This is a genomic window from Paenibacillus sp. FSL R5-0345, assembly GCF_000758585.1.
In the GTDB taxonomy this organism is placed as follows: Bacteria; Bacillota; Bacilli; order Paenibacillales; family Paenibacillaceae; genus Paenibacillus_AQ.
Map to the genome: position 1 here is coordinate 5,977,666 of NZ_CP009281.1, position 19,165 is coordinate 5,996,830.

General features: G+C 40.7%; 20 protein-coding genes. 3 read left to right on the forward strand and 17 right to left on the reverse strand.

Annotated elements, in window-relative coordinates:
- Positions 1-177: 177 nt before the first annotated feature.
- Complete coding sequence (locus tag R50345_RS26315) at positions 178-705, reverse strand: DinB family protein (RefSeq protein ID WP_442950199.1); 528 nt, start codon at positions 703-705, stop codon at positions 178-180.
- Positions 706-818: 113 nt separating this feature from the next.
- On the opposite strand from R50345_RS26315, the gene R50345_RS26320 reads away from it, so the two are divergent.
- Positions 819-1,193 carry a hypothetical protein gene (locus R50345_RS26320; protein ID WP_042131112.1) on the forward strand — a complete coding sequence of 125 codons (375 nt, stop codon included), beginning with the start codon at positions 819-821 and terminating at the stop codon, positions 1,191-1,193.
- Here the strand turns inward: R50345_RS26320 and R50345_RS26325 are convergent.
- The 3 genes from R50345_RS26325 to R50345_RS26335 all read right to left on the reverse strand — a co-directional run bounded on the left by R50345_RS26325 (position 1,190) and on the right by R50345_RS26335 (position 5,157).
- Positions 1,190-1,846 (reverse strand): response regulator transcription factor, encoded by a 657-nt coding sequence (locus R50345_RS26325; protein WP_042131113.1) that lies wholly within the window; start codon positions 1,844-1,846, stop codon positions 1,190-1,192. The genes R50345_RS26320 and R50345_RS26325 overlap by 4 nt on opposite strands.
- Positions 1,824-4,211 (reverse strand): ATP-binding protein, encoded by a 2,388-nt coding sequence (locus R50345_RS26330; protein WP_042131114.1) that lies wholly within the window; start codon positions 4,209-4,211, stop codon positions 1,824-1,826. Before R50345_RS26330 ends, R50345_RS26325 begins: the two co-directional genes overlap by 23 nt.
- A gap of 136 nt (positions 4,212-4,347) precedes the next feature.
- Positions 4,348-5,157, reverse strand: coding sequence for a CPBP family intramembrane glutamic endopeptidase (locus tag R50345_RS26335; RefSeq protein ID WP_156114877.1), 810 nt, complete (start codon positions 5,155-5,157; stop codon positions 4,348-4,350).
- A 248-nt stretch (positions 5,158-5,405) separates the two neighbouring features.
- Here R50345_RS26335 and R50345_RS26340 point away from each other — a divergent pair, with 248 nt between their 5' ends.
- Positions 5,406-5,585 carry a hypothetical protein gene (locus R50345_RS26340; RefSeq protein ID WP_076120322.1) on the forward strand — a complete coding sequence of 60 codons (180 nt, stop codon included), beginning with the start codon at positions 5,406-5,408 and terminating at the stop codon, positions 5,583-5,585.
- Between the two features lie 64 nt (positions 5,586-5,649).
- Here R50345_RS26340 and R50345_RS26345 read toward each other — a convergent pair whose 3' ends face one another.
- The 13 genes from R50345_RS26345 to R50345_RS26400 form a co-directional block, all read right to left on the reverse strand.
- The gene (locus R50345_RS26345) at positions 5,650-6,234 is read right to left on the reverse strand and encodes a dihydrofolate reductase family protein (RefSeq protein WP_197069716.1); all 585 of its coding nucleotides are present in this window, start codon (positions 6,232-6,234) and stop codon (positions 5,650-5,652) included.
- Positions 6,235-6,293: 59 nt separating this feature from the next.
- Positions 6,294-7,292, reverse strand: coding sequence for a globin-coupled sensor protein (locus tag R50345_RS32260; RefSeq protein ID WP_042131118.1), 999 nt, complete (start codon positions 7,290-7,292; stop codon positions 6,294-6,296).
- A gap of 271 nt (positions 7,293-7,563) precedes the next feature.
- Complete coding sequence (locus R50345_RS26355; RefSeq protein ID WP_042131119.1) at positions 7,564-8,151, reverse strand: NAD(P)/FAD-dependent oxidoreductase; 588 nt, start codon at positions 8,149-8,151, stop codon at positions 7,564-7,566.
- A gap of 30 nt (positions 8,152-8,181) precedes the next feature.
- A complete protein-coding gene (locus tag R50345_RS26360) occupies positions 8,182-10,614 on the reverse strand; it encodes a heavy metal translocating P-type ATPase (RefSeq protein ID WP_042131120.1) in 2,433 nt (810 codons plus the stop codon).
- A gap of 207 nt (positions 10,615-10,821) precedes the next feature.
- Positions 10,822-11,151 carry a four-helix bundle copper-binding protein gene (locus tag R50345_RS31000; RefSeq protein WP_081954200.1) on the reverse strand — a complete coding sequence of 110 codons (330 nt, stop codon included), beginning with the start codon at positions 11,149-11,151 and terminating at the stop codon, positions 10,822-10,824.
- 121 nt (positions 11,152-11,272) lie between these two features.
- Positions 11,273-11,509, reverse strand: coding sequence for a glutaredoxin family protein (locus R50345_RS26365; RefSeq protein ID WP_042131121.1), 237 nt, complete (start codon positions 11,507-11,509; stop codon positions 11,273-11,275).
- A gap of 109 nt (positions 11,510-11,618) precedes the next feature.
- On the reverse strand, positions 11,619-11,939 hold the full coding sequence (locus R50345_RS26370) for a metal-sensitive transcriptional regulator (RefSeq protein ID WP_042131123.1): 321 nt from the start codon (positions 11,937-11,939) through the stop codon (positions 11,619-11,621).
- Between the two features lie 74 nt (positions 11,940-12,013).
- Positions 12,014-13,033: a cation diffusion facilitator family transporter gene (locus R50345_RS26375; protein WP_081954201.1), complete on the reverse strand. Its 1,020-nt coding sequence runs from the start codon at positions 13,031-13,033 to the stop codon at positions 12,014-12,016.
- Positions 13,034-13,271: 238 nt separating this feature from the next.
- A complete protein-coding gene (gene deoD, locus R50345_RS26380; RefSeq protein WP_042131124.1) occupies positions 13,272-13,988 on the reverse strand; it encodes a purine-nucleoside phosphorylase in 717 nt (238 codons plus the stop codon).
- 114 nt (positions 13,989-14,102) lie between these two features.
- Positions 14,103-14,924, reverse strand: coding sequence for a methyl-accepting chemotaxis protein (locus R50345_RS26385; protein ID WP_042131125.1), 822 nt, complete (start codon positions 14,922-14,924; stop codon positions 14,103-14,105).
- Between the two features lie 221 nt (positions 14,925-15,145).
- Positions 15,146-16,675, reverse strand: coding sequence for an alkyl hydroperoxide reductase subunit F (ahpF, locus tag R50345_RS26390; RefSeq protein ID WP_042131126.1), 1,530 nt, complete (start codon positions 16,673-16,675; stop codon positions 15,146-15,148).
- 14 nt (positions 16,676-16,689) lie between these two features.
- Positions 16,690-17,253, reverse strand: a complete 564-nt coding sequence (gene ahpC / locus R50345_RS26395) for an alkyl hydroperoxide reductase subunit C (RefSeq protein ID WP_042131127.1) — start codon at positions 17,251-17,253, stop codon at positions 16,690-16,692.
- 229 nt (positions 17,254-17,482) lie between these two features.
- On the reverse strand, positions 17,483-18,361 hold the full coding sequence (locus tag R50345_RS26400) for an aminoglycoside phosphotransferase family protein (protein WP_042131128.1): 879 nt from the start codon (positions 18,359-18,361) through the stop codon (positions 17,483-17,485).
- A 170-nt stretch (positions 18,362-18,531) separates the two neighbouring features.
- On the opposite strand from R50345_RS26400, the gene R50345_RS26405 reads away from it, so the two are divergent.
- Positions 18,532-19,128 carry a YdeI/OmpD-associated family protein gene (locus R50345_RS26405; protein ID WP_042131129.1) on the forward strand — a complete coding sequence of 199 codons (597 nt, stop codon included), beginning with the start codon at positions 18,532-18,534 and terminating at the stop codon, positions 19,126-19,128.
- Positions 19,129-19,165: the final 37 nt, after the last annotated feature.

Below are 19,165 nucleotides of genomic sequence, written 5' to 3' on the forward strand. Positions count from 1 at the left end.
CCGGATTATTAAGAACTTAATGAGTCAAATTATAAGCTAAACGGCCAATTTCTTTTCCTGCATAATAAACAATATCTATAATTAGTACCGTTACTATAACTTTCGAGAGCAGCGGATAATTTTTAAATAAGGGCATTATACTTTCCTCTATGAACTTCATTTATGTTCCTCTTTCATTTAAGCTAGCGCTCTTTTTCGTATTAATCTAATTTGACCTCTGTGATTGATTTCATCTTCGAATACATGAAACCACATGAAATAGCGATTCGCTGGTTTGTTATACCAGAACTCTTCTTCTACATCTAACCAGTCATCATTCACGTTTGAAAATAATTCGTAAGTTCTTTCTCTTACTTCATTTAAACGGTCTAAATAATAACTAAGCTCATTTCCTTTAATAACCGATCGACCTTCATCCCCTAAGTTCAGTGCCGGTCCCCAGACTGTTAACTCTTCTTCGGATAAATCTCTTCCCTCAAACGTTGACACTTGATACGCATATTCCACGGCAGCGTAGTGTAATAATAATGCGCCAATAGAGTTACTCTCCGAATCCAATAAATAGTCTAGCTGATCAACACTTAAGTCCTTAACAGCCGCTAATGTTGTGTGTCTTGCATAATTCATCATAGATAAAAGACGACTAATTTGCGGTGAGTAACCAGGAATATCTGAGATAAGATAAATTCTGTTCATATCGATCATATTGGAATCTCTCCTTCATATCTTTGGAATTATAAATCCACATCCCTGAATGGTTCAGAAGCATTCATTACAGGTAATGACAAACAAGAAATCAAAGTGAGGTGCTTAACACCATGAATAAGACTAACAAAACTATGTATTGGGTCGTATGGATAATTGCTCTTATAGGAATTAATTGTTATGCCTTTCCACTGGCGATTTGGTCCACCTTTGCTGGAACAGAAGAAGCTAAATGGCTATGGATACTTATAGCCGTTGGAATTTATCTTCTATTAAACTTAGGAATCATTCAGATGTATATTGCCATCAAGCAAGACAAATTTCGGTTTGTATGGATAGGCTTGATCGTTGCCGTTGTTCAGTTTATTGCAATGATGATTCTAGGTGGCGAATTTGAAGGAGATATGCCTCTTCTTTTGGGGACCCTTGCCGTCTTCATCATTCTGATAATTGCTCAGCGATATGATAACCACACAGCAAGATATTAAAATTGCTCTGATCTAACAAGTCCCAGACGCTTTCCCTCCACGATTGCTTCGGATCTGGAATGTACACTCAGCTTCTCGAAGATTCTCGTCAAGTTATACTCCACAGTCCTTTGTGACATTAAGAGCTTGCTGGCTATGTCTTTATTGCTTTTTCCACTGGCTACTTCTTGGAGTATTTCTTGTTCCTTTTGATTAATAGATACCTCTTCAATGAGTTGAGTACCACGATTGTTAGTTATCTTAATATCATTTCTTCTTAGCTGCTTAAGTAAGGAAACTGGAATGACAGCCTCATTTCTTAATGCGCACCGAATGGTATTTAACAACTGCTCTCTGGAAGCTGTTTTAGAGATAAATCCCGTAACCCCCGACTCTATCAACAGGTTATAATGGGCACTGATTTCATATCCGGTGTAAATCACCACTTTAGATTCGGGATCACGCTGAACAGCCCTTTTAGTGAATTCAAGTCCGCTAATTGTAGGCATATTAAGATCGCATAAAATCACATCAAATTCTTGCTGCTCTAGCCTATCGAAAGCTTCCATCGCTGACAAAACAAAGGTTACCTCCATATCAGCATCCTGCTCAATCATATTCCTGGTTCCTTCTCCGACTGAAGGATGATCATCAACCAACAAGATACGTATCATCGCCATCGCCTCCTCTGTTCTTTTCTTCCGCGAAAGTCGTTGTCGGTAAATAAATAATGACCTCTAGCCCCTTACCCTTCTCAGAGTTAAACGTGCATTTTCCTTCTAAACTCGCTACACGCTCTTTGATACCAGACAAGCCCATATGCTGAAAGGATTCCTTAATATCCACGATATTCATGCCTACTCCATCATCCTTGTAACGGAAATAGAGATACTCTTTCTGATCAAGCTCAAGCTCAATCTGATTTGCCTTAGCGTGCTTCGCGGCATTCCGTAAAAGCTCCTGTACAATTCGATAAATGGTGATCACTAGTTCGTCATCCAGCTCGCCTATCGGACTTGAAGTAAAGGTAATAGTATAATTGGACTGTAACTGAGCATACTCAAACAAAATCTCCAGCGCCTTCACAATTCCAGCTTCTCTAAGAAGCGGAGGACGCAGTTCATTGCAAGTCTCCCGAATCTGATAGATGACATCCAAAAGCCCTTCTTTAATCTGAAGCAGCTCCGGTAAGATTTCCGTTGAAATGTCGTGATCGGAGATCAGTGTTTCCAGCCTACGAAGCCAAATAAGCTGATCCTGAAGTGCAGAATCATGTAAATTCGCCGCCAACTTTCTACGTTCATTCTCTGATAAGTTAAAAATCAGGCGCAAAACCCATGGGGTCCCATGGTGTTCTTTTTTCATTTCAGCTTCAAGGTCTTCAATTAGGCCTTCAATCAGATATAAATTTTCATAGACGATGCTTGCATAGTTTGCGATGGTACTTAACCAATTTATCTCTTCTCTGTTAAACTTGATATGATTCTTCTTATGATCGATCCATAAGAGATGAACACTCTTTTTATGACGGCCTATCACTAGTAGGATCCCTTGCTGGAGTTGAATCACCTCACCTACTTTAAGAACAGGAGATTGTGATACAAAATGCAAATGGATTTCTTGGCCTGAATCGTCCACAAGTGGATGAAGAGTACGCAAATTCTCAGCCTCATCTATCTCAAAAAAAGCTGACCGATTCACCGGCAGAATCTCATTGATCTCCTTGTTGAGTGCAGCTTCCAAATCAGATATCTTCATAACCTTTGAGATTTGCTGAGAGAATCGTTCCAAACTTCCTTGATAATGGTGAAGTTCACGGAACAGCTTAGGCCGGAAATAACAATCTATTTTCTCCTTGAAGAATAAGAAGGTCGTAATCGATAAATATACTACCAAAAACATCTGCACCCATTTGATCCAATCATATTCCGGTCTACTCTGAATGATCGCAAGCACTGCCACAATCATTAGCGCCGGAATAAAAGCAATGAAAAGATCATATTTAAATCGACTAAAAGCAAAATCAATATCAAAAAGCTGTTTAGCAGTGAGCAGATAAAAATAGGTAACCGGCATTAAAAACAAGAAAATCGTAGTGATTTCGTAAGGAATCAAATCGACCCCAAAAACTATCGGCACCGCTGATAAAAGAATAAAAGGTGTAAAGGAAAGGATCTGTCCGGTGAGCATAATTTTAAACATCGATTTAAGTGCACTGCTCTTATAATTGATGTATAAATAGAGCAGCTTAAATATGCTGTATAGGATGCCAACTACAAAGAAACCGATAACAATCAGACGTATCAAGGAATATAAGGACCTATCCCAGGAGTAAATAACTAAACTTAAGGTTGCCAGCATCCCTAACAAAATGACGAACCCATAAAAAATCTTAATTAGAAAAGTCGAAAGAAATAGAACATTAAATCGTTTCAGATGCACTTGGAGAAAATGGATAAACACCAGCGGGATTAAAGGTAACAGGCAACTCATAGTAATTCTAGCGATGAGGTCTGATCTGCTTGAGGCATATCCCGCAAAGTACGTCACGCCCACCAATAAAAAGAACAAAATTAGTAGTTCTGCTGCGCGTTCTCCACTTTTTCTACGGTATAAAAGAAGACTCAACACGGCCAAAAAAACAAAGGTCGCTCCAGGAACTACAAGCTGAGTAAACGTATGATATACGGAGGATTTATTCTTGATATCATAATGTTCTGCCACCAGAGCACCCTCTCTAGAAATACGGAGGAGGTCAATGGAATGAACTTGCGTCAGATTTCCATATCTCACGGGTCCATCCACTTTCTCAATCGGTGTTCCATTAACCGCTACTATGATATCTCCTTCTCGCAGATTCTGTTTATAACCTTCACTGGAAGCATCAATCTCTGCGATAAAATATTGTCCTTGTTCATTCTGCGCCAAGCCGACTTCAAGTAAGAGGTTGGAGTGAATGATCCCCACAAAATGAATGATAAGAAACGCAAAAATACAAAGTGATCCTGATATGTAAACATAACGGAGCTTCACTCTCATTTGAATCCCCCGGAACAACAAAATTATACATATTTGTAATCCAATCCGTGTATTCTCTACCATTTTAAATGAATTCAACAGGGAATAATATACTTTTATGCATGATATTCCTTCATTTATAGACGAACGCGCAAAGCTATTGCCCTAAACTGATCGACTGCCGTTTTATCTTGAGGTTTCGATTCAGCATCCAGATGGCCACAGCGCCATATAAAATCACTGGGACCCAACCACTCTCTCCAGCTACATACTCCAGCATCGGTGATGAACTGGAAGTAATATTGCGCAACACACTATCCACCGCATTATTAGCTCCATGCAAAAGCACTGCCGGCCATATGCTGCCAGAGGTCAGACGCAGTTCATTAATAATGATTCCCGCAAATACAACGGATAAGGTGAACAGGGTCAACACAAGCCAGCGGTTTCCTGAAGAATGATAGGCCCGCGGGCCAAGAATCGCCGGATAATGCCATATCGCCCAGATTAAGCCCATTGTTATACTGGAACTAACTCTTCCCATCCATTGAAAGCGCGGGAGCAGCCAGCCTCTCCAGCCTATTTCTTCACCCAAAGCGGATAGCGAACCCAGAACAATATAAACGATCAAATATATAGCAGTCTTGATCCATGAATCTGGAGGCACCAAGCTTGATGCCCATCCTGTCCAATAGACAGCATATCCCGCTCCCAGTGAAATTACAGGAATGACTAAAGCCAATACGTATTCTTTCCCTCCTCTAAATTTGAAGCCTAATCTCCTCCATCCCTCAGCATGATAACCGTCTCGCACAATCAAAAACATCATGAGACATACTGCCAGTAACGGAGTGAATCCGTACAAACCTTGTGCTGATTCTGGGAGTAGCAGCATTCCAAGCGCCATTGCCCACACGATAAAAATAAATAGAAGAGATTGTTTCTTGTCCGAGAGCAATACTCTCACCTCACTTTTTTCGTTTTATAGCTTCCTATTTTTCCTATATAATCCAATTCTACAACGACAGTCAGGACCTATCACCGAAAACAACTGCCGTTAAAACCACAAATATATTGCGGTGGTACGTGTGTGTACCGCAATATAAAGACTTTTGCACTTCACAAAAAAAGTCGATTAGCGCTCCTGGATCCGTAGCAACCAAGGGCTGGCATAAAATTCAAACTACCTTCTCATACTATGGGGAGAATATGGAGGTGAATGTCATACCTAAAAATAATGCCAGTCCCAAAGGTGAACCGGGAAAACATCAACCGAGTAAGAAAAACAACGCACAGAATAACAATAATTTTAATGAAGCGGCTCAGATGGTAAACATCGATAAAGCTGCCGATTACGTCCCCAGCTTAAACGGTGTCTCTAAAACAGACGTCTAAAGTGCATTGCTAAACCAAAAAAACACTCCTCAGAATATTCTGAAGGAGTGTTTCAATTCAAAGATTATATGCGATACGTTAAGCCTACCACACCGTTGCTGTAAGCTTTTGAGTCCACAAGCTGAAGAGGAACCAGATTCGTGATTTCGTCAAAAAGCCGCATTCCAGAGCCAACGACTACGGGACAAATATTAAGCCTAAGCTCATCTAGCAGTCCATTCATCAATAGGGATCGAACTAATCTCGGACTGCCAGGAATCTGAATGTTCTTTCCAGGCTGTTGCTTTAGCTTCGTAATTTCCTCGAAGAGCTTCCCCTTAATCAACGTCGCAGGTTGCCATTTGAGCTTATCCTCCGTAATTGTACTTGAGACCAGATATTTAGCAGAACGGTTCAGAAATCTTGCCATAGGCAGATCGTCACTCTGATGCTGCCAGAACTGGGCTAGCATTCTGTAAGTACGTGGTCCAAGCAGTACAGTGTCCGCCTGAGCGACACCTGCAGCAATCGTCTCGTTCATTTCAGTACTCCCCCACTTCTTAGGTGAGGCTTCAAGCGAGTCTACCACTCCATCCAGCGACATGAATAATCCTGCCACGATCTTTCTAGTTGAAGCTTCTGCATCTTGTACATAATGTTCTACGGACACACTCATCGCTCCCTGTATCAGGAATGGAGACTTAATAAATCAATCAGCAACTTGCTTGTTCACTTCAATTTTTCTAACTCAACGGTCACTTTTTCAATCAGACTCACGAAAGATACCAGTTCTTGAGAGCCCTTCACCTGATCTCTGGAATACATAGAATTGTGTTCCGACTCTTTTTTCACCTTGGACAGTGTGGAGTTGATATTATTCAGCTTCTCATCAATCGTACCTACTGAATCTTTAGAGCGACGCGCTAACTTTCTTACTTCATTCGCAACAACTTCAAAGCCTCTTCCATGCTCCCCTGCTCTTGCCGCTTCAATCGCCGCGTTTAAGCCCAAAAGATGCGTATGATCAGCCACTTCTCTAATCATTGTACCCACTTGATGAATAGACTCTACCTCTTTGTCGAGATATAACACAGTTTGATGTGTTTTCTCTTGATAATCAGCATTCTTACTAGCTAATTCCTCTATAGATTCACTGCTGTCTTTTAGTTGAACCATTAAGGATACTAATTCTTGAACCGCAGAACTAACCCCTGTAAGCAAGTGGTTTTGCTTTTCCAATAAATTTTCTATTTTCGCTTTTTCATCGACTTCGTAGGCTTCAAGAACCAACTGAGAATCCAGATTAAACATCTTAGTTAATGCATGAATGACGGGTTTCCACTCGGTCGGTAATATCCGTTCAAAATAAGCTGTAGCGAGATCCAAATATAATATGTAAGTGCCCAAATACCAATTCGTTGTCAGACCAATACGCGAGTGAATTTTACCAATAAGCAGGCGTCTTTCAATAAATGCTTCATCAATCACACCCGATGCCATGGATAAAAAATACCACTGTTGCGTTTCCTTCAATCGATCAAGTGTACTGTGCTGTTCAATGATGTGGAGTAGCTCAGGCTCCTCAATCATCTGTTTATACAATTCATCTACAAGCGAGCTAACGATTTGCTTGAATTCTTTTTCCTTACTTTTCAATACATTTAAATCAGCCTCAGTAATCCCAATATAGCTAACTTGCTGTTGTCGCTCTGAACTAAGATTGATCATAATTTGGTCAACTTCCCTCTCATACTGTTTATATAATGATCATCGCATCTTCCATGCCATCCCCTATGGCATCTATTTATCTTGATAATAAAGGTATTATTTTAATAAATTTTAACACTATATTTACTTAAATAGTTTATTAATTTTACAAACTTTGCATTTCGCAGCATTATTCTTAGATCACACTAAAAAGAGGAGCTCCTATAAAGGAAGCCCCTCTTAAAATTATAATTTTACTATACTGCAACAACTTGTTGCATCGATTCTAATGTCATCCTGTCAATAAACTTTCTGATTTCTCTTTCCCTTTGGCGTTGGCCTTATAGTAGTTAATCAATGACAAAATCAGTGGAATGAGTTGATCCTCAGTCAGCCCTGATCTAAAGGATTGTGCGATTGAAGTCTTAAGCCCCTTAGGTTCTCCTCCAACAAAAACCTCATAAGTATTACGCATTTTCACAACGCTGATATCTTTCAACAAGGGTTCACTTGTTCCGAGTGCACAGCCCGCATAACCAATCTTCAGTGGCAAAGGTGTTTCAATCCCTGCTATAGACTGATTTAATTTCTGTGCAACTGCCAGCCCCGCATCCTCGGCCCCTCTGCAAAAATTACAGGCAATCAGGCTTTTCGTGACAAATCCCGCTGGATATACTTCCAATCCTGTACGCTCAAGTTGTTCCACTATCTCTTCTCGTTTCTCCAGAGGCACCTCCAAATAAAGCTGTTTAAAAGGTGTCATTTCAATTTTCGCATTCTTCCCTACAATAGCCCCAATTGTAGCCAGCTGCTCTGGTGTAAACAGGCTTCCCCCCACTTGAATTGGCGGCGCAACTGCTATTTTCGTTATCTCTCCCATACTTATCCCCGTCTCCATTCCTCTAGCCATTTAGTTACGGATCTTCACACGTTGCAGACGAAGTGCATTAAGAACAACGGAAACCGAGCTGAGAGCCATTGCCGCCCCCGCTACCCATGGAGCTAAGAAACCCAGTGCTGCAATCGGAATGCCAAGTGAGTTGTAACCAAGTGCCCAGAATAGATTTTGTTTAATATTAGTCATCGTTTTACGGCTCATGTAGATAGCATCTGGAATACTGGATAAATCGCCACGCATTAAAGTAACATCCGCAGCTTCCATAGCCACATCCGTACCGGTACCGATTGCCATCCCAATATCTGCAGTAGCAAGAGCAGGAGCATCGTTAATGCCGTCCCCAACCATGGCTACTATTTTTCCTTCCGCTTGTAATTTTTTCACTTCCTCCGCTTTTCCTTCTGGAAGCACTTCAGCGCGTACATGATCAATGCCAACTTGGGCTGCGATCGCCTTTGCTGTACGTTCGTTATCACCGGTGATCATGATGACCTGGATTCCCATTCCTTTCAAGCGACTGACAGCAGCCTGAGAGGTTTCTTTAATCGTATCCGCTACAGCTACCATACCCACGTACCCTTTATTTATAGCAACAAGCATTGCTGTTTTACCGGATTCTTCTAAGGTAGACATGATGTTATAGGCATGACTTGCCTCTACTCCGTATTGGTCCATGAGACGCCGAGTACCAATTAACAGCTCTTTACCTTCCACGACAGCCTTGATCCCAAACCCCGGAATGGCTTCAAAAGATTCGGTCCCTGGCAATTCAATATTTTTATCCAAGATGCCTGCGACAATAGCTTCTGCAAGTGGATGTTCTGAATTCTTCTCCGCTGCACCCACCAGTCTAAGAAATTCTGTCTCATCACCTTCAACCAAAATATCGGTAAGCTCAGGTTTGCCCTTTGTTACTGTACCTGTTTTATCTAAGATGATCGTGTCAATTTTATGCGTTTGCTCTAAATGTTCTCCGCCTTTAAACAGGATTCCCCATTCAGCTGCACGTCCGGAACCAGCCATAATGGAGGTTGGCGTAGCCAGACCTAAAGCACAAGGACATGCGATAACCAGAATGGCGATTGCTTTTTCCAAGGCTCCTGCAAAATCACCCGGTGTTACGAAGAAGTACCACACTAAGAATGCAATAACTGCAATCCCGACAACGATAGGAACAAAAATACCGGAAATGACGTCAGCGACCCGTTGAATAGGGGCTTTCGAACCCTGCGCTTCTTCAACCACTTTAATAATCTGTGCAAGAGCAGTTTCTTTACCTACTTTGGTTGCTCTGATTCGAAGCATTCCGTTCTTATTAATTGTCGCTCCAATGACGGAATCTCCGGCTTTCTTTTCAACAGGAAGGCTTTCGCCTGTCAACATGGACTCATCTACCGACGAGATCCCTTCCAGAACTTCACCATCCACAGGGACTTTATTCCCTGGACGAACAAGGACTATATCACCTGCAATAACTTCCTCTACAGGAATACTTAATTCTTCACCATCGCGGACAACCAAAGCCGTCTTAGCTTGCAGTCCCATCAAGGATTTAATCGCTTCCGATGTCCGTCCTTTTGCCAAGGATTCGAACAATTTCCCCATTAGAACGAGAGTAATCAATACTGCACTTGTTTCATAATACATTTCTGGTCCATGATGCGCGCTCCCACCATCAACAGCCCAAACTATGGTTAGGTACAAGCTGTAAAAAAAGGCTGCTGAGGTCCCCAGTGAAACCAGTACATCCATATTCGCACTGCCGTTACGTAGAGCTTTGTAGGCACCGATGTAAAACTGTTTACCAATATAAAATTGAACCGGTGTTGCCAAAACCAATTGGAACCATGGATTCATAAAAAGATCGGGCAGCCATATCCACGAAGTGAACGAAAAGTGGCTCACCATCGCCCACAGTAGTGGAAACGATAGAATTGCGGAGATCAGAAGCTTACGTTTTTGCTTGGATAAATCTTGTTGTCGCTGCTCTGAGGGGTCACCTTGCTCCTGTTTGGGAACAGCTTTGTATCCAAGCTTCTCTACCCGCTTCTGCATATCAGATACAGAAACTTCAACGGGGTTATATTCGACATGGGCTGTTTCCATCGCAAAGTTCACATTAGCCGTGCTTACGCCTGGTAGCTTATTCAGAGTCTTTTCAATTTTCAGCGCACAAGCGGCACATGTCATACCTACAAGCTGTAAATCTACAGCTTCTTTAGCCGTGCTATACCCAAGCTTCTGAATACTTGCTTCCATCTTACTTACGTCCACTATGTTCGGATCATAAGTCACTGTAGCCCTCTCCATTGCAAAGTTTACGTTGGCTTCACTTACACCTTCAAGTTTATTCAAGCCTTTTTCTATACGGTTTGCACATGCTGCACAAGTCATCCCTGTGATCTGAAGTGACGTTTGTGATTGCCCCGCCCCAGTAGTAGCCATTATATAAACACCTCTTCCACTTTTGTGATGATTTTCATGGTTTGTATCATCTTCTTCTTGATGTAAGTATACCCCCCTACCCTATATTATGTCAAGCAACAAGCTCTACTGCAAATACCTAAAAAGGAGCATTCTCAGTAACAGAAATCCTGTTTCTGAGAACACTCCCTTTTTTCATTCGTCTGATTTGAAGCACTCTCTACTAGGTTAAGCGGCCATTTCACGACAAACTCTTGCACAGGCAAAACATGCTTCTGCACATTGCTGGCAATGCTCGTGGTCATGTCTTTTACATTCGTTTCCACAGGCTTCACAAGCCTCTGCACAAGCTAAACATAGGGCTTTAACATATTTACTATTCATCGACATGGCATGCGCCGTGAATCCGCATATCTCTGCACATTCACGATCAAGACGAATGCACTCCTTCATCATGGCAACATGGTCTTCCTCCAAGCAAGATGAGTAACAGTGATTACAAGCAACCATACATTTTAAACACTCTTCAATACACGCTTTATAATCTTGATGTGACATCGTATAAGCTCCTCTCAAGATGTAATTTAGGATAGTCCCCTACTCTATATATACCCAATCTTGAGCTAACTTATCATGCTCTGAGAAATTGCCGGATGATGATTATATAAAGTCCTGAGCCTTAGACAAGAAGCTGCTTCTCAATTTCTTGACGATTGAACACAAATCCGAAGAATACCTGATTGTTAATGAAAATGGTAGGAACCAGCCTTTTTCCTGTTCGATTAAATAGTGTATCTGCGTGCTCAGGATGATCTGCAATATTAAATTCAGTAAATGGAATACGATGCTCATTTAAGAACTTTTTAAAACTTCTGCAATCCTCACAGGTCGGTGTTGTAAATACCTCTACATTCATATGGATCTCCTTCCTTCAGTATATTTTCTAATATTGTTAGTATACCCCCCTATACTATATTTGAATCTAACAAAAAAGGATTCCACCAACGAATCCTTTCTATTATCCATTATTTAATTAATTTATTGATGGTAATTAATAACTCGTCTAACACTTCATTTTCACCATCTTGGATTCGTTCCACGACACAGCTCTTCATATGATGTTCTAACAAAAGCTTTCCTACGCCGTTCAAAGCAGATTGGACCGAAGAGATTTGATGCAGCACATCATCACAATAGGTGTCCTTTTCAATCAATCCTTTTAGCCCTCTTACTTGTCCTTCAATTCTATTGAGACGGCTAACCAGGTTCTTTTTAGTCTTCTCAGAGTGATGACTTTTTCGTTCACCCGTGCTACATGATTCGTGCTCGTGCGTATGATCTTCCATGCACCAATCACTCCTTTCCATATAGTTTTATTATACTATAGCCCTCCTATTCTATTCAAAATATAAAATACCGTTTAGACTTTCATCACTTCATGGAATATCGCCGATGTCTCAATTTGAATAGTAGTATGCTGGATTTTGAAGCGTTCCGCTATTAACTGAATAGATTGCTGTAAAATACGTTGATCATCCTCCTGGTCATTGATTAAGAGATGGCAACTTAGTGAATCAAGTCCGGAGGTAATCGTCCAAATATGAAGATCATGAACATTTATAACGCCTTCGATATTTTCTAGAACTGCCTTCACCTCAGATGGATTCACTGTAATCGGAGTACCTTCCATAAGAACATGAACGGTATGTTTGATGATTCCCCAAGCGCCTCTAAGAATTAACAAAGCAACTAGTACACTTATAATCGGGTCGGCAATATACCAACCGAAAATCATCATGACTAAACCTGCGATAATAGCCCCTACGGAGCCTAAAGCATCGCCAAGCACATGAAGATAAGCACTGCGAAGGTTAATGTTATTCTTTACATCCCCTTTTCTCATAAGAGACCAAGCACTTGCAACATTGGCTAAAAGACCTATACATGCGATCAGCATCATAGAACCACTTGCAACCGTAGGCGGCTCGAAGAATCGGCCATAAGCTTCCACGATGATAAAACCAGCAACTACAAATAAGGTGACCCCATTCAATAGTGCCGCTAGAATTTCAAACCGATGAAATCCATATGTTTTATTAGGAGAGGCAGGTTTAGTTGCAAACCAGACCGCTACTAAGCTTAATGCTAAGGAGCTTGCATCGTTTAGCATATGCCCACTGTCCGATAGCAGCGCTAAGCTGTTAGTGACCAGTCCGCCAAAAAACTCCAAAAACATAATTCCTACTGTAATTATTAATGCAATCATTAGTCCTTTTTTGTTTCCGCTAGAATCAAAATGATGATGACCGTGAGGTCCATGGGAATGATCGTGTCCTGCATGGGAATGATTGTGATCGCTGTGATCGCTGTGATCGTGATCAGAGTGTTGCCCGTCTACATGCTCAATCTGATGATTGTGATTATTCTTCTTGTTCTTCATAATTTACCTCCTATTTACCTTCAGCAAGATATTATTTGTATGCGCGTGCAGTGGTATTCAAAAGCTCCAGATCATAATAACATATGAACAAGTGCTCATATGTTATTATGATCTGGATTTTTCTTCTTGTCAATAATTAACCTAAAGGGTATAGTCTCTTGAATCTTGAAAACGCAAAAAAACATCTTTATACAATTTCTGTATAAAGATGTTTTAGCTTATCTTTCACTTCTTAATCTTAAAGAGAAATCGCTGCTTCTAATGCAACTTCCATCATGCTGTTGAAAGAATTTTGTCTTTCTTCTGCCGTGGTTACTGCATGGGTAACTAATGAATCCGAAATGGTAAGAATACATGCTGCTTGTTTACCTAATACTTTCGCATTATGGAACAGTGCATAGCTCTCCATTTCTACACATACACAACCATGCTCATTGTAAAATTCATTGTGGCCTGGCACGTTGTCTTCATGATAGAACACATCGCTGGAATGAATTCTTGCAGTCAAAAGTGGCTTATTAATGCGTTTTGCTGCTGCTTCAATGATCTCATTCAATTCTTTACTTGGCAGTTGCACGTCTCCTTCTACACCACTTTGCACATAGGCGTATGTAGATTCACTCCAAGCACTATCCGCCAGCACTACGTCAAATAAGTTCAATTTATCTGTGTAGGCACCTGCACTACCGATGCGGATGATGTTCTCCACACCATAGTTTTTGTATAGTTCATAAGAATAAATACCGATACTTGGCATTCCCATTCCCGAACCCATTACTGACACTTCTTTACCTTTGTAAGTACCTGTATATCCAAACATATTCCGTACCGTATTAAATTGGGTTGGGTTCTCCAAATAGGTTTCTGCGATATACTTCGCTCTTAACGGATCTCCTGGCATTAATACTGTTTTGGCGATTTCACCATTCTGTGCTGCATTGTGCGGTGTTGACATGATTTATTCCTCCTAAGTTTGTTACTCCACTACTATCTTACTATACCATCCATGAATTTAAATATACGTTTAAAATATTCTTTTGTTTCAACAAAAAAAGAACTGATTCTCTTACTACAATTTATTCGCAAACTCGTTAAGCTTTTGGGACATCATTTTTATTTCCTCAATAAATGCAGAAGTATGCTGAACAGATGCCGCCTGTTCTTGTCCGATCGCAGCTATCTTCTCTATCGAGTTAGCCATTTGGTTCGTAATCCCCTTAATCTGTAGCATGGTTTCATTTATATTTTGTGTTGAGGAAACGGTTTCCCGTGAAAATTTTCGAATTTCCTTGGCTACGACTTCAAATCCTCTTCCCTTCTCACCTGCATGCGCCGCTTCAATGGCTGCATTTAGCCCGAGTAAATTCGTTTGGTCAGCAACCTTTTTAATAATCGATAGGACCTCTGTAGTATTCTCCACATCTCTTCCAGCTTGCTGGGATTGTATAAGTAGTTGCTGAGTGTACTCCGCAAGTGAACTTGCGCCATATGAAATATTATCAATTTGCTCATTGGCTTGGGTTAGTGATTCTGAGATCTGTTCTACAATAGCTTTTAATTCACTTTGTCTGCGAATCTGAACTGCAATCCCGCCAATGACTTGACCCGTTTGATCGTGAAGAGGTGTCGCAGTACCCGTAAACTCGAATCCATAGAAGTTGGCCGGCACATCGGACTTCAAAGCTTGATTATCTCGCATAGCTAAGTAAAGTGGTTCTTCTTTGTTTAACAGTTGACCTTCATTAATGTTTAAATCAATGGTGTCGCCAGGAAAATAAGCAACAAACCTTTCCAGATCACAGATGGCTATGGATAAATCAGCCGGAATAGATAATTTAATAATAGGTATAAACGAGATAAATTTGTTTAAGGATTCAATGTTGTTAATCACAAAAATCTAGTCTCCATTCCAGCAAAAAGAATTTTCTAATCATGCTAAATTCTAAATTTTGCTTAGTTCATATTTGAAATATGTATTCGAGAAATCCTCATAAAATCCTCCAAAAAAGTTTACAAATCCCCTTTTTTCTCATACAACATACGGATAACATAACAAAAGCCCCCACTTTGAAGTGAGGGCTTTTGATTTCTTGCTTTTATTAACAGTATCGATTAGTTACGGATCAGATAATCAAATGCACCTAAAGCTGCTGTTGCACCTGATCCCATCGAAATGATGATTTGTTTATAAGCACTATTAGTGCAATCGCCAGCAGCAAATACTCCTGGTACATTTGTGGCACCATGGCTATCTACAACGATCTCGCCAACGCGAGTACGTTCAACCATGTCACCTAACCAATCTGTGTTCGGAACCAAACCGATCTGTACAAACACACCCTGTAATTCAATATGGTGAGTTTCTTCTGTCGCACGATCGATATAAGAAATACCATCTACCTTATCCGTTCCAGTAATTTCTTTCGTTTGCACGTTCTTAAGCACAGTAACGTTAGGTAGGCTGTAGAGACGATCTTGCAGTACAGCATCCGCTTTGAGCTCTGGAGCAAACTCCAGAACCGTTACATGCTTCACTATACCCGCAAGGTCAATCGCTGCTTCAATCCCTGAATTACCGCCGCCGACAACGGCAACATCTTTGCCTGTAAATAAAGGACCGTCACAGTGTGGGCAGTAGGCTACGCCTTTATTCTTGAATTCAGCTTCACCAGGCACACCCATATTGCGCCAACGAGCACCTGTCGACAGGATGACCGTCTTACTCTTTAGAACAGCACCGTTCTCGAGCTCAACTTCAATTAAATCATTCTTATCTAAACGTGTGGCACGTTGTAACTTCATCACATCAATACCGTACTCTTTCACTTGCTCTTCAAGTTTAGCCACTAGCTGAGGACCTTCAATGTAATTAACACTGATAAAGTTCTCAATGCCAAGGGTATCGTTGACCTGACCGCCTAAGCGTTCAGCGACAATCCCTGTGCGAATCCCTTTACGTGCCGCATAAATTGCTGCACTTGCACCTGCTGGGCCACCGCCAACAACAAGTACATCATAAGGAGCTTTGTTGTCAAACTCTGATGCATCCACAGTACTACCCATTTTAGCCAGAATTTCTTCAACCGTCATACGACCGCTTTCGAAAAATTCACCGTTAAGGTAAACGCTTGGAACAGACATAATTTCTTTGCGTTCTACCTCTTCTTTGAACACTCCGCCGTCAATCATAGTATGGGTAATGCCAGGATTGAAGATACTCATTAGGTTCAGTGCTTGTACAACATCAGGGCAATTATGACAGCTTAGGCTGACATAAGTTTCAAACTTATATTCGCCACTAATGCTCTTGATCTGATCAATAACACTTTGCTCAACCTTAGGTGCTCTTCCGCTAACTTGCAATAGAGCCAACACTAATGAAGTAAACTCATGTCCTAGCGGAGTTCCAGCAAAGGTAACGCCTGTATCTTCACCCACACGATTTACGCTAAAGCTTGGGGTTCTAGGCAGTTCGGTTTTTTCTACCGTGATCCTAGCTGACATTTTGGCAATTTCATCAACCAGCGCTTCCATCTCTTGAGATGCTTCGTCAGAGCCTGCACTGATTTTCAGTACTACGTCGCCTTCCAAGAGTTCTAGGTATTGAGCTAGTTGAGCTTTGATTTCTTGATCTAATTTCATTTAGCTTTCGCTCCTTAAATCTTACCTACAAGATCGAGACTTGGTTTAAGCGTTTCTGCACCTTCGGACCATTTTGCTGGGCAAACTTCACCTGGATGATTGCGTACATATTGTGCTGCTTTGATTTTGTTAACAAGTGCACTAGCATCGCGACCAATACCACCAGCGTTAATTTCAACGGTTTGGATAATACCGTCTGGATCAATGATGAATGTACCACGATCAGCAAGACCGTCAGCTTCGATCAGAACATCAAAGTTGCGGGAAATCACATGAGAAGGATCGCCGATCATAATGTATTTTACCTTGCCGATGGCTGCAGAGCTTTCATGCCATGCTTTATGTGTAAAGTGAGTATCTGTGGAAACGGAATATACTTCAACACCCAGTTGTTTCAGGGTTTCATATTGGTTCTGCAGATCTTCAAGTTCAGTTGGGCATACGAATGTAAAGTCAGCTGGATAGAAGCAAACTACACTCCATTTACCTTTAAAGTTTTCTTCTGTAACATCGATGAATTTCCCATCTTGAAATGCGCTTGCTTTAAATGGTAGGACTTCTGTTCCGATAAGTGACATATTATTTAAATCTCCTTTAAGTTTTATTTTTTGTGGATACAATATTCAAATCTGCAAACATCACATATCTGAATACTATTTGTAATTATTATAATTAACCAAATTAAGGCCTGTCAAGTTATTTATAATAATTCTAATATGATAATCGTTGTCAGTCGCTAAATGTTCATAAATTATCATACTTATGAACTAGTATGGGTTAGTTTAGGCGTTTTATGTAGGGCAATTTCTACAATTCGAAGTCATCTGCTATGAGGTTGATTATTTTTAAGGATTCCCTCGCTGCCTTTGGGGTAGAATATCGATTTCCATTATATGTGATTAACGCCTTCCATAAAGCCCATCCTCTTGCTCTATTCCAAGTCTCTTCATCCATCTGTAATACATCCTTGAACACCTTTCTGCTATCCTCATCAAAAAAGGTCCATGCCATTGCCGCATCACAAGCAGGATCGCCTACACCCAAGATTCCGAAATCAATGACTGCACACAGCTTTCCATCTTTGACTAGTAAATTCCCTGGCGCAATATCTCCATGAACCCAAACCGGCTTGGAATTCCATTTAGAAGCTAATGCCAGTTCCCAGATTTCTCTCAATAGCTTCTCATTAAAAATATCTTTATTATGCTCAATCGCATGTCTAGACTCTTCATCATATACAGCTAAAGATCCACCTCTATAGAAATTATGCTCTCCTGCTAAAGGTCCTCCACTAGCATCAATAGATTGTAACTCTATTAAGAATGCTCCCAAATCTCTTGCAAACTGATTAAGATTATTAATATTTTGGTACGTTAACGTTTCACCCTCTACCCACTTATTGATAGACCACGGCAATGGATATTCTTCGTTAGGCTTCCCTTTGGCTAATGGTATTTGAATAGGTAACGTGAGTTCTTTACTTAATATGGGCAACCATAGTTGCTCTTTCTCTACTTGTGGAGCATAAGCTGCTGCACTTGGTAACCTCACGGTCATATGCTCGCCTAAATGAAACGTTCGATTATCATTCCCACTGAATTTTACTGGTCTAATCTCTAAATCGGACCACGCGGGAAATTGTTCATTAATTAATCTTGCAACTAAATCGACGGTAATTGTATTCATAAATACCTCGCTAACATAAGTTTTACTAGCCATTTCCAAAAGAGACATCTAATATTATGTTAGCTTCACTAGTGTCTATATGCAAACTATGCAATTAGATCGGTCGTAAAAGGGACAAGCTAAGCAAGTAGAAAGCTTAATATAATTACGAGGAAGAAGGGTGTTCCTTAATGACAAATAGTAGAACCAACGCTAAGGTGGACGGATTCTTAAGAAAAGTAAAACAGTGGCAGGAAGAATACGAGACGTTGCGAAATATCGTTCTTGACTGTGAGTTGTTGTCCGAAGATTTTAAATGGATGCATCCTTGTTATACGTTTGAGGACAAAAACATTGTCTTAATCCATGGATTTAAAGAATATATTGCACTGCTGTTTCATAAAGGTGTCTTATTAAAGGATACCCATGGGATTCTGATTCAACAAACGGAGAATGTACAAGCTGCACGACAGATCCGGTTCACCAATGTTCAAGAGATCCTTGAAAAAGAAAGCATCATAAAAGACTATATTTATGAAGCCATCGAAGTTGAAAAAGCTGGTTTGGAAGTGGAGTTTAAAAAGAATACAGATTTCATCATTCCTGATGAATTTCAAACTAAACTCGATGAACAACCTGCCTTGAAAAACGCTTTTGAAGCCTTAACGCCCGGGCGGCAAAGAGCATACCTTCATCATTTTTCGGAACCCAAGCAATCCAAAACCCGTGTGTCTAGGGTTGAGAAATGGATTCCGCAAATTCTGGATGGTAAAGGATTGAATGATTAAGTTGTATATGAAGAAGCAACCTTAGATCGGTGAACAA